General features: G+C 43.0%; 12 protein-coding genes. 10 read left to right on the top strand and 2 right to left on the bottom strand.

The window, feature by feature from the left end; genetic code table 11:
* Positions 1-71 precede the first annotated feature (71 nt).
* Positions 72-1,205, bottom strand: a complete 1,134-nt coding sequence (locus tag PGR14_RS15455; protein ID WP_270223678.1) for a cell wall hydrolase — start codon at positions 1,203-1,205, stop codon at positions 72-74.
* A gap of 146 nt (positions 1,206-1,351) precedes the next feature.
* Here PGR14_RS15455 and PGR14_RS15450 point away from each other — a divergent pair, with 146 nt between their 5' ends.
* The 9 genes from PGR14_RS15450 to PGR14_RS15410 all read left to right on the top strand — a co-directional run bounded on the left by PGR14_RS15450 (position 1,352) and on the right by PGR14_RS15410 (position 8,740).
* On the top strand, positions 1,352-2,194 hold the full coding sequence (locus PGR14_RS15450) for a Cof-type HAD-IIB family hydrolase (protein ID WP_270223677.1): 843 nt from the start codon (positions 1,352-1,354) through the stop codon (positions 2,192-2,194).
* Between the two features lie 12 nt (positions 2,195-2,206).
* Positions 2,207-3,025, top strand: a complete 819-nt coding sequence (locus PGR14_RS15445; RefSeq protein WP_022220164.1) for an undecaprenyl-diphosphate phosphatase — start codon at positions 2,207-2,209, stop codon at positions 3,023-3,025.
* Between the two features lie 120 nt (positions 3,026-3,145).
* Positions 3,146-3,919, top strand: coding sequence for a basic amino acid ABC transporter substrate-binding protein (locus PGR14_RS15440; RefSeq protein WP_008372628.1), 774 nt, complete (start codon positions 3,146-3,148; stop codon positions 3,917-3,919).
* Positions 3,920-3,943: 24 nt separating this feature from the next.
* Positions 3,944-4,633 (top strand): amino acid ABC transporter permease, encoded by a 690-nt coding sequence (locus PGR14_RS15435; RefSeq protein WP_008372629.1) that lies wholly within the window; start codon positions 3,944-3,946, stop codon positions 4,631-4,633.
* Positions 4,623-5,366 (top strand): amino acid ABC transporter ATP-binding protein, encoded by a 744-nt coding sequence (locus PGR14_RS15430; RefSeq protein ID WP_008372631.1) that lies wholly within the window; start codon positions 4,623-4,625, stop codon positions 5,364-5,366. The genes PGR14_RS15435 and PGR14_RS15430 overlap by 11 nt, the downstream gene beginning before the upstream one ends.
* A 251-nt stretch (positions 5,367-5,617) precedes the next feature.
* Complete coding sequence (locus PGR14_RS15425; RefSeq protein ID WP_227120131.1) at positions 5,618-6,157, top strand: phosphatase PAP2 family protein; 540 nt, start codon at positions 5,618-5,620, stop codon at positions 6,155-6,157.
* Positions 6,147-7,181 (top strand): lysylphosphatidylglycerol synthase transmembrane domain-containing protein, encoded by a 1,035-nt coding sequence (locus tag PGR14_RS15420; protein WP_195367888.1) that lies wholly within the window; start codon positions 6,147-6,149, stop codon positions 7,179-7,181. Before PGR14_RS15425 ends, PGR14_RS15420 begins: the two co-directional genes overlap by 11 nt.
* Positions 7,175-7,816, top strand: a complete 642-nt coding sequence (locus PGR14_RS15415; protein ID WP_008372637.1) for a CDP-alcohol phosphatidyltransferase family protein — start codon at positions 7,175-7,177, stop codon at positions 7,814-7,816. The genes PGR14_RS15420 and PGR14_RS15415 overlap by 7 nt, the downstream gene beginning before the upstream one ends.
* Positions 7,817-7,849: 33 nt before the next feature.
* Positions 7,850-8,740, top strand: coding sequence for a phosphatidylserine decarboxylase (locus tag PGR14_RS15410; protein ID WP_270223674.1), 891 nt, complete (start codon positions 7,850-7,852; stop codon positions 8,738-8,740).
* Positions 8,741-8,945: 205 nt separating this feature from the next.
* Here the strand turns inward: PGR14_RS15410 and PGR14_RS15405 are convergent, their stop codons facing one another.
* Complete coding sequence (locus PGR14_RS15405) at positions 8,946-9,728, bottom strand: HAD family hydrolase (RefSeq protein ID WP_270223673.1); 783 nt, start codon at positions 9,726-9,728, stop codon at positions 8,946-8,948.
* A 157-nt stretch (positions 9,729-9,885) separates the two neighbouring features.
* On the opposite strand from PGR14_RS15405, the gene PGR14_RS15400 reads away from it, so the two are divergent.
* Positions 9,886-10,332 carry a TnpV protein gene (locus PGR14_RS15400; protein ID WP_270223672.1) on the top strand — a complete coding sequence of 149 codons (447 nt, stop codon included), beginning with the start codon at positions 9,886-9,888 and terminating at the stop codon, positions 10,330-10,332.
* The last annotated feature ends 142 nt before the right edge of the window (positions 10,333-10,474 follow it).

Raw genomic sequence — 10,474 nt, 5'->3', positions numbered from 1 at the left:
GCTTTTTTCACAGCCCCTTTTTTTTATTCTGTCCTGTGAATGAATCGAACGTACATCCGCAGGGACAGGATTTAGAAAAATACATTTCCCCCAACGTTGATCCCGGACATTCCGGTACTTGCGCTTCGGAACTGGTAACATCCGCTTACGGATGCAAGCCGTGCTCCGCCGAGCGCTTCCTGAGCGACCTGATAGCATAAGGATACAGGCCCTCTTTGCAAGACGCGGCTTAAGCTTCCGTCCCAGGTTGGAGCAAACTGACCGCTCTGGTAGACGACACCGCTGATTGTATTCGGATACAGCGGACTCGCTACACGGTTCATGATGACTGTAGCAACGGCAAGAATACCGTCATAATCGTAACCGCCAGCTTCACACTGCAGAATTGCAGCAAAGAGAACCAGATCTGTGGTCTCGGCAGGAGTATCCGGAACTGTAATCGTCGTATTGCCGCCGGAACTACCGGAATCCGTGTTCCCGGAGCTGCTTGAAGTATTATTGGCAGCAGTCTGTGCAGCTTCTGCCTGTCGTTGTTGTTCAGCAGCTTCTTCTTCCTGTTTTTTCTTAAGTGCGGCAGCAGCGGCTGCCTGTGCTTCTTTTGCTTTTGCCAGTGCTTCGGATGAAGCCTGAAGTTCACCGGAAGTAGAGGAAATCTTGTCATTCAGTTCCTGTTCCTGTTGGTCGAGATTTGTTTTCATCTCTGCCAGAGAAGCCTGCTCTGCTTTCAGATCAGAGTCCTTTTTAGCGACAAGCTCGTGAACCTTCTGTAATTCATCCAGCATATTTCTGTCGTATTCTGTAATGTTCTTGACAAATTCTGCTTTGTTTAAGAAATCTCCCATGCTTTCAGAAGAAAAGATGATCTGCAAGAGTGACGTATTTCCTGTTTCGTACATATATTTGATTCTTTTCTTCATAGCATCATACTGTAACTGCTCGTCCAGTTTTGCGGCGGCAAGGTCCAGTTCTGCTTTCTGTACGGAAGCATCCGTATCCTCAATTTTTGATGCAAGATCTGTGATCTCAGCGCTGAGACTAGTAAGGTCCTGATTCAGAGAGTCGAGCTGGTTCTGAAGACCGTTTGTCTGCTTTTCGAGAGAGTCTACAGTGTCATCGGCGTAAGCTTTTGTAAACGGGGAACAGACCAGGGCAGCGGTAAGGAGTGCGATGGTTGTTCTTGAAAATGCTTTTAACCTTTTCTTCATAATTCTTCCTTTCTTCAAAATTGAGCCTTTATCAGTATACTACAAAATGCCTGAATCCGCAAATTTTGTTATACATACACGGGGAATCGTGTTATACTAAGATTTGAAATGTATTTTTAGCTTTACCATAAATGAGGGAATTATTCATGAAAAAGATAAAAATGATAGGGCTTGATCTGGATGGTACTTTACTGAATGATAAGAAAGAACTGACCAGTCATACAAGAGAAATACTTACACGTGCGATCGACCAGGGGGTAACAGTACTGGTTGCAACAGGGCGTCCGGTGACAGGGATCCCGGAAGTGCTCCGGAATTTTCCGGGGATGCGGTACGCACTGACATCGAACGGCGGAAGGATCCTGGATTTACAGGAAGACAAAGTACTTTATGCCAATATGCTCTCTTATGAGATGGGAGCAGCGATTCTGAAGATTTTTGGAGATTATGATACGTTCAAGGAGATCTATTTTGATGGAGGAGGTTTCGTACAGGCAGATGAACTTTTGAAAGTCGGAGAGTATCTGCGGAATCCTGCGATGGCAGATTATATCCGAACCACCCGCAAAGGCATTACGAGTCTCTGGGAGAAGATGGAAGAGATGAATGGGCATGAGATGGATAAGATCCATGCACTTTTTAAGAGCCAGGACGAACGTCTGGAAGCAAAGCAGCGGATCATGGAGCTTGGGGATTTAAGCATCAGTGATTCGATGGGAACGAACCTGGAGATCAATGCACCGGGAGTCAACAAAGGAATGGGACTGATTCAGCTTGGCAGGCTTCTTGGAATTGAACGAGAAGAGATCATGGCATGCGGGGATGGCAACAATGACCTGATGATGTTAAAAGAAGTCGGATTTGGTGTTGCGATGGCAAACGGAGCAGATGAAGTAAAAGAGGTGGCAGATTATATCACATTGTCCAATGAGGAGGATGGCGTGGCGGCTGCCATTGAAAAATTTGTATTGAATCCCGAGAGGGGATAGAAAGAGGTCAAAATGTTAGATGTTTTAATTGCTGTCATTCTGGGTATCGTGGAAGGTATCACAGAATGGCTTCCAATCAGTAGTACAGGGCATATGATTCTGGTAGAGCAGTTCTTACATATGAGTACAAGTCATGAATTCAACAGTATGTTCCGTGTTGTGATCCAGCTCGGTGCAATTATGGCGGTCGTTGTTCTGTATTTCAATAAGCTGAATCCGTTTTCAAAGAGAAAATCAGCGAAGCAGAAGAGAAATACAATCAACCTGTGGTGCAAAATCGTTGTGGCTTGTCTGCCGGCAGCTGTGATCGGGCTGTTATTTGATGATATCCTTGACAAGTATCTTTACAATTATGTAGTTGTTGCACTGATGCTGATCATTTATGGTATCTTCTTCATTCTGATCGAGAAAAAGAATGAACACACCAGACCGCAGGTTACAAAGCTGACAGAGCTTACCTATCAGATGGCACTGATCATCGGAGGCTTCCAGGTCCTGGCACTGATCCCGGGTACTTCACGTTCAGGAGCAACCATCCTTGGAGCACTGCTCATCGGAACTTCCCGCTATGTGGCAACAGAATTTACCTTCTACCTTGCGATCCCGGTTATGTTCGGAGCAAGTATCTTAAAGGTTATCAAATTCGGATTCCATTATACCGCGATCGAAGTGGTCATTTTGCTTGTGGGATGCCTGGTAGCGTTCTTCGTATCCGTATTTGCAATCAAGTTTTTGATGGGATATATCAAGAAGCATGACTTTAAGGCATTCGGTTATTACCGTATTGTACTTGGAGTTCTGGTACTTCTTTATTTCCTGATTTTCGGCTAAAAGAGAATAATCACGAAAAAAGGTGGGAATTTATGCAGAAAAATGTATAAAAACCCACTTTGTTTTTTCTTTATAACATGATAGAATAGGGGAAATGGATAAAATTTGGAGGTTGGTATTATGAAAATGAAAAAAGTAATCAGTGTTGTACTTGCATGTGCATGTGTGTTTAGTTTCGCAGCATGTGGATCAAAGAGTGATTCATCAAAGAGTGACTCTGCAAAATCAGACAAGAAAGAAAAGCTTGTTATGGCTACAAACGCAGAATTCCCACCATTTGAATACTATGACGGAGATGAAGTTGTCGGAATCGATGCAGAATTCGCAGCAGCAATCGCTGACAAGCTTGGAATGGATCTGAAGATCGAAGATATGGCATTTGACTCTATTATCCCGGCTGTTCAGAGCGGAAAAGCAGATATCGGAGCAGCAGGTATGACTGTAACAGAAGACCGTGCTACACAGGTTGATTTTTCTGACAGCTATTATACAGGAGTTCAGGTTATCATTGTAACAGATGACAGTGATATTACAGAACCGGATGATCTGAAAGGAAAGAAGATTGGTGTTCAGCAGGGAACAACAGGGGATATTTATTCTACAGATGATTTCGGTGATGATAATGTAGAGCGTTTCAACAAAGGTATGGAAGCTGTACAGGCTCTGCAGCAGGGCAAGATCGATGCAGTGATCATTGATAACCAGCCGGCTAAGACATTCGTAGAAGAAAATGAAGGTCTGAAGATCCTGGAGACTTCTTATGTAGAAGAAGACTATGCACTGGCAATCAAAAAAGGTAATGATGATCTGGTTAAGAAAGTCAATGATGCGATCAAAGAGTTAAAAGAAGATGGAACATTTGATAAAATCGTTGCAAAATATATTACAGACTAATCGGGTACAGACTGGTGGTGTCTTATGAGTGATTTTAAAGCAAGATTTATAATGAATTTTATAAAAGATGACAGATGGCACTACATTGCAGACGGACTTAAGGTTACATTAATTGTAACCTTTTGTGCTGTCCTGATCGGTGTAGTTCTTGGATTCCTTCTGGCAATTGTCCGTTCCACATACGATAAGACCGGCAAGCTGAAGCTCCTGAATCTGATCTGCCAGATTTACATCACGGTCATCCGTGGTACACCGGTTGTTGTACAGCTGCTTATCATTTACTTTGTAATTTTTGCAAGTGTGGATGTCAGTAAGACGATCGTAGCGATTCTGGCATTTGGTATGAATTCCAGTGCTTATGTTGCTGAGATTTTCCGTTCCGGTATTATGGCAGTTGATAACGGACAGTTTGAGGCAGGACGAAGCCTTGGATTTAATTATCGTCAGACAATGATCTATATTATCATGCCGCAGGCGTTTAAAAATGTCCTTCCGGCACTTGGAAACGAATTTATCGTTCTCTTAAAAGAGACTTCTGTTGCCGGATATATTGCCCTTCAGGATTTGACAAAGGGCGGAGATATCATCCGAAGCAGAACCTACGATGCGCTTATGCCGCTGATGGCAGTTGCGATCATTTACCTGGTTATGGTTATGATCTTCAGTAAACTGGTAAGTATGCTGGAAAGGAGGTTAAGGAACAGTGACCACTAATGGAGATGTATTGATCCGTGTAGAAAATCTGCAGAAAGCATTTGGCGATTTTCATGCACTGAATGGAATTACAGAAGAGATCCACAAAGGAGAAGTTGTGGTAATCATCGGACCGTCAGGATCCGGAAAATCTACATTCCTCCGTTCCCTGAACCTTCTGGAGGTGCCGACCGGAGGTCATATTTATTTTGAAGGTGTGGATATTACAGATGCAAAGGTAGATATCGACAAACATCGTCAGAAGATGGGAATGGTGTTCCAGCACTTTAATCTTTTCCCACATAAGACGATTCTTGAAAATATCACACTGGCTCCGATCAAGCTCCTGAAAAAGGATAAAGCGGAGGCAGAAAAAGAAGCAAGAGTACTTCTTAAGAGGGTTGGACTGGAAGAGAAGGCAGATTCTTATCCGTCACAGCTTTCCGGTGGACAGAAGCAGCGGATCGCGATCGTGCGTTCCCTTGCCATGAACCCGGATGTAATGCTCTTTGATGAGCCGACATCCGCACTGGATCCGGAGATGGTTGGAGAGGTTCTGGAGCTGATGAAACAGCTTGCCCAGGAAGGCATGACCATGGTTGTTGTTACACATGAAATGGGATTTGCAAGAGAGGTTGCTGACCGTGTCATGTTTGTGGATGAAGGAAGAGTAAAAGAGCAGGGAACTCCGGAAGAGTTCTTTGCAAATCCTAAGGATGAGCGTTTAAAGGAATTCCTGTCAAAGGTTCTGTAAAAATAAAGAAATATAAAAGAAAAAAGTTCTGTTTTCTTAAGAGACAGAACTTTTTTCTTTAAGAATTGCGAAAGACTATTGCTATTTTTTTATTTATGTATAGTATAGATTGTATGAAGAAAATAAAAACTATAATTCCACTTATTATTACATTTTGTATGAATGCTGTGGTATATTGGGGAGTGCCGCTATTACGGACGGGAATCAAGACTCATAATCTTTCTGGTCCGACGGATGAAGTGATTCCTTTTATGCCACAGTTTATTATTATTTATTTTGGGTGTTATCTTTTCTGGGTAGTGAACTATTTCATGGCATCGATGCGGGAGGAGAAGGTGAAATACCAGTTTTTTACTGCGGATTTTTATGCGCGGCTGGTATGTATGCTGTGCTTTATTTTTTATCCGACCACGAATACGAGGCCGGTTCTGACAGGGACGGATATCTGGACGCAGGCAGTACGGTTTTTGTATACAGTTGATAAGCCAATCAACCTGTTTCCGTCCATTCACTGCATGGCAAGCTGGTTCAGCTGTATTGCGGTCAGGAAGAACCGGAAGATTTCCAACTGGTATAAAGCTTTTTCTGTCCTGATGACGGTACTGGTCGTGATATCGACACTGGCGCTTAGGCAGCATGTATGGCAGGATGCAGCAGCAGGAATTCTTCTTGCAGAAGTAACCTGGCAGATCAGCAGACGGACAAATGGATGGCAGATTTATCGGCGTCTGACAGAAAAAATAGCAAATAAACTTGGAAACCGGATAGGAATGAGGAGAGATGGAAAATAAAAAGAAGACGATCTTCAATGTCATATTTTTGCTGGTGGTATTTACCGGTACAATGTATGGCGTATTTCATGGGGAAGATATTGGTGAGATTGTGAAGATCCTGGAACAGGTCAATGTATTATGGCTGATTCCGGGAGTGATCTGTGTTGTGGTTTTTATCTGGGGAGAATCGATCATTATCTATTATATGATGCGGACACTGAAAATCCGGCTGAAAAAATGGACATGTTTTCTGTTTTCATCGGTTGGATTCTTCTTCAGCTGTATCACACCTTCGGCATCTGGAGGACAGCCGGCACAGATTTATTATATGAAAAAAGAAAAGATACCAATACCGGTTTCGACGCTGGTGCTGATGATCGTTACGATCACTTATAAACTGGTACTGGTGGTTGTCGGATTGTGGCTGGTACTGTTCGGACAAGGATTTATCCATAAATATCTCTGGAGTATCCGGCATATCTTTTATCTGGGGACAGCTCTGAATGTTTTCTGCGTGACAGCGATGCTGGTGCTGGTGTTCCATCCGCGGCTTGCAAGAGAAATTCTGGTAAAAGGAATGGCACTGCTTGAAAAGCTGCACTTTCTACACCATAAGGAGGCGCGTATTGAAAAGCTGAATGCATCCATGGATCAGTACCGGGATACAGCAGTTTTTCTGAAGGAACACAAGCAGGTGATCGTGAATGTATTTGCGATCACCATGTTCCAGCGGTTTGCGCTGTTTACAGCTACATGGTTTGTATATAAGGCATTTGGACTTGGAGGTGCAAAAGCAGTCGCAGTCATTACACTGCAGGCGGTCATTGCGGTATCGGTAGATATGCTTCCTCTGCCGGGAGGTATGGGAATCAGTGAAAAATTATTTGCCATGATTTTTATTCCGGTATTCGGAAAACGGCTTCTTTTGCCGGGAATGATCCTGAGCCGTGGGATTGGATATTATACAGAGCTGGGGCTGAGCGCCTTGCTTACGATCGTAGCAAATTTTACAATTGGAAGAAAGAGGGAGATAGAATGTTAGGGGTTTATGATTATACGGTAGTACTTACATATGTCAGTTTGATGGTATCAATTGGAGGAATGATGTTTGCAGTAAACGGGCATCTGCATCTGGGCGTGATGTGTCTTGCAATCTCCGGTCTTTGTGATATGTTTGATGGAAAGATTGCAAGAACAAAAAAGAACCGGACAGAAGTGGAAAAGCGTTTCGGAATCCAGATTGATTCGTTAAGCGATATTGTTTGCTTCGGAGTTGCGCCGGCTGTTCTTTGTTACTGTTTCGGAATGCGCGGTGTGATCGGTGTGGCAATCCTGATGTTTTATGTACTTGCAGGTCTGATCCGTCTTGCGTGGTTCAATGTGATGGAAGAACAGCGTCAGGAAGAAACAGCAGAGAAAAGAGAATGTTATCAGGGGCTCCCGATCACATCCATGGCAATCGCACTTCCGCTTGTGGTTGTATTAAAACCATTTTTAGGTTGTGAATTTATGCTTGCAATGCATGTTGTGATGCTGGTAGTCGGCATTTTATTTATTACAAATTTTAAGTTCAGGAAGCCAAAGAATCTAACAATGGGAGCAATTGTAGTAATCGTAGCAATGGCAGTAATTGGCATCCTGGTCAGACATTATATGCGTTATATGAGTATGATTTAGCAGGCAGACGGTCAGCGGCAGAGGAGGAATGAAATGTATTACATGGACAGAGAAGGTCATCGGATAAAAAAGACAACCAGTCAGGATAAGTTTTTAAAATTTGTGTATACCCATACAGCAACCAGAGTACTGATGCGCCCGCTTCTTTTACCGGCAGTATCCAGACTGGGAGGGAAGCTGTTGAATACAAAAGTGTCCGCTGTTTTTGCCGGATTATTTGCCAGAACACACGGGATCGATCTGAACAAATATGAAAAACAGAAATTTGATTCCTATAATGATTTCTTTACCAGAAAAATAAAAGCTGAGGAACGCCCGGTTAACAGGGAAGATACCGTACTGATCAGTCCATGTGACGGGAAAGTGAGTGTCTATCCAATTCACGAAAACGGACAATTCTTCATTAAACATACTCCATATACAACACACAGCCTCATTCGCGATGCAAAGCTTGCCAGACATTATATGGGAGGCTGGGCGGTAGTAATCCGTCTTACAGTAGACGATTACCATAGATACTGTTACGTGGCAGATGGAGAAAAGACCTATCAGAGAAGGATTCCGGGAATTTTTCACACTGTAAATCCGATTGCAAATGATATCTGCCCGATCTACAAAATGAACAGCAGAGAATACTGTCTTGTAAAAAATAAAAAACTCGGAACCGTCCTGATGATGGAAGTCGGTGCACTGATGGTCGGAAAGATCCGAAATTATAAAAAAGAACGCTGCCAAGTAAAACGCGGCGAAGAAAAAGGAAGATTTGAATTCGGAGGTTCAACGGTTGTGCTGCTCCTGGAGCCAGATAAAGTCTTGCCAGACAGTGATCTGATCCGGAACACGTTGCAGGGAGCAGAAACCATTGTGAAGATGGGAGAACGCATAGGGGGAGTTGTCTGTCTTGAAAAAAACAGCTCCATATAAAGAATTGGACTGGTAACATTTGGAAGAATATTAGAAGCTCTTAGATTACAGAAATTTATGTTATTCTGAAAAATCCATCTGTTTGAGCGAAGCGAGTTATGGATTTTTCAGAATGCTTTTAATAAATTTCTGTGGTCTTAGAGCTTCTTATATTCTGAAACAGTTATCAGTCCAATTCTTTATATGGAGCGTCCCTATTTTCACTCTACAACAACCCCTGCATCACCGGCAAAGGTGATTCCACAACGTAATCTGCCACCTTCTTGGCGAGAGGGTGGCCGGTTGCCATGACATACGCTGTTCCCGCAGCTTTCAGCATCTCGATATCATTCTGCTGGTCTCCGAAGCAGATGCATTCCTCTTTTTTGATCCCGAATTTTTCCATTAGAACTTTCAGTGCCGTTCCTTTATTTGCATTTGGCGCAATAAAATCAATCCAGTGATCCGCAGAAGTTACAACGCGGATTTCATCCCCAATCCTTTTGTGGAAGAAGGGTTCCAGATTCTTTGTGCCACCAAAATCACAGATGGCTGCTTTGATGATCGGTTCTTTAATCGCATACAGATCCGGCACGTAGGTAACGATGTTATGCATATCATTTTCCATATAATCAATGAAACGTTCATCGGTTGAGTCGCTGTAATAAGTATCTTTTACAGAAAGGATACAGTGTCCGGTGTGATAGATCTTCCGGTATTCCATCAGGGCATCCAGAATATGCCGGATGGTTTTGGATGGAGTCAGACCGGTGGCGAGTATCTCTTCTTTATAGACGCACATGGAACCATTTTCAGCGATATATGGAATGTCGAAGCCGAGAGGAGCGAAAAGCCTGCGGATATTGGCATACTGGCGTCCGCTTGCGGCAGTGAAGATGATTCCTTTTTCATGAAGTGCTTTAATCGTATCATATATTTCTTTCGGCACAGTCTGCTGATAGTTGTGAAGCAGAGTGCCGTCCAGATCACTTGCAACTAATTTGATCATAAATTTCCTCCTGAGTCAAAATAACGATACGCCGGAAACTATGGCGCAAAACTACATTGACAGTATAGCAAAAATGAGAAGGGCAGGCAATGCAGAGCTGAAAAGAGAAAAAACAAATGCTAAAATTTGAGAAAGCGGATAAGCAGAAGGTGACGAAATGCAGCAAAGCGGAAAAGGTGTAAAACGGACACTGGGACAGAAGACAGAGGATCGACTGATGAAATATATTCTGGATAAACCGGTAAAAATAGGAGAGAGGATACCTACTGAAGGTGAACTGACAGAATTATTTGAAGTTGGACGAAGTACGGTAAGAGAGGCGGTTAAAGGGCTGGTCACAAGTGGCGTGCTGGAAGTGCGCAGAGGAGACGGAACTTATGTCATCAGTACCATTTATATGGAAAATGATGTTCTCGGGTTTGGAAACGTGGAGGACCGTTATCGGTTGGCACTGGATCTGTTTGATGTACGTCTGATGATCGAACCGGAGATTGTAATCTGGGCGTGCAGAAAAGCAACGGATATGATGAGATGGATAGGATTGATGAATAACATTCGAGCCTGTGCCGATGAGATTGTATTGAATGATATTGTGTATTCCTAACGGATACCAACCGAAGAAGAACTGCTGTCAAACCGATGGCAGTTTTTCTTTTTCGGCAAGTATTCAAGAAGTCATTAAGTCGTGAGTATAATCGAAGTGGTAGAAAAGTTATCTCTTATATCGGTTGTAACTTTTTTATGAA

Origin of the sequence: Coprococcus sp. AF99-45, assembly GCF_027663865.1 — a bacterium.
Taxonomy (GTDB): domain Bacteria; phylum Bacillota; class Clostridia; order Lachnospirales; family Lachnospiraceae; genus Allocoprococcus; species Allocoprococcus comes.
This window is presented reverse-complemented; position numbering and strand designations above follow the sequence as displayed.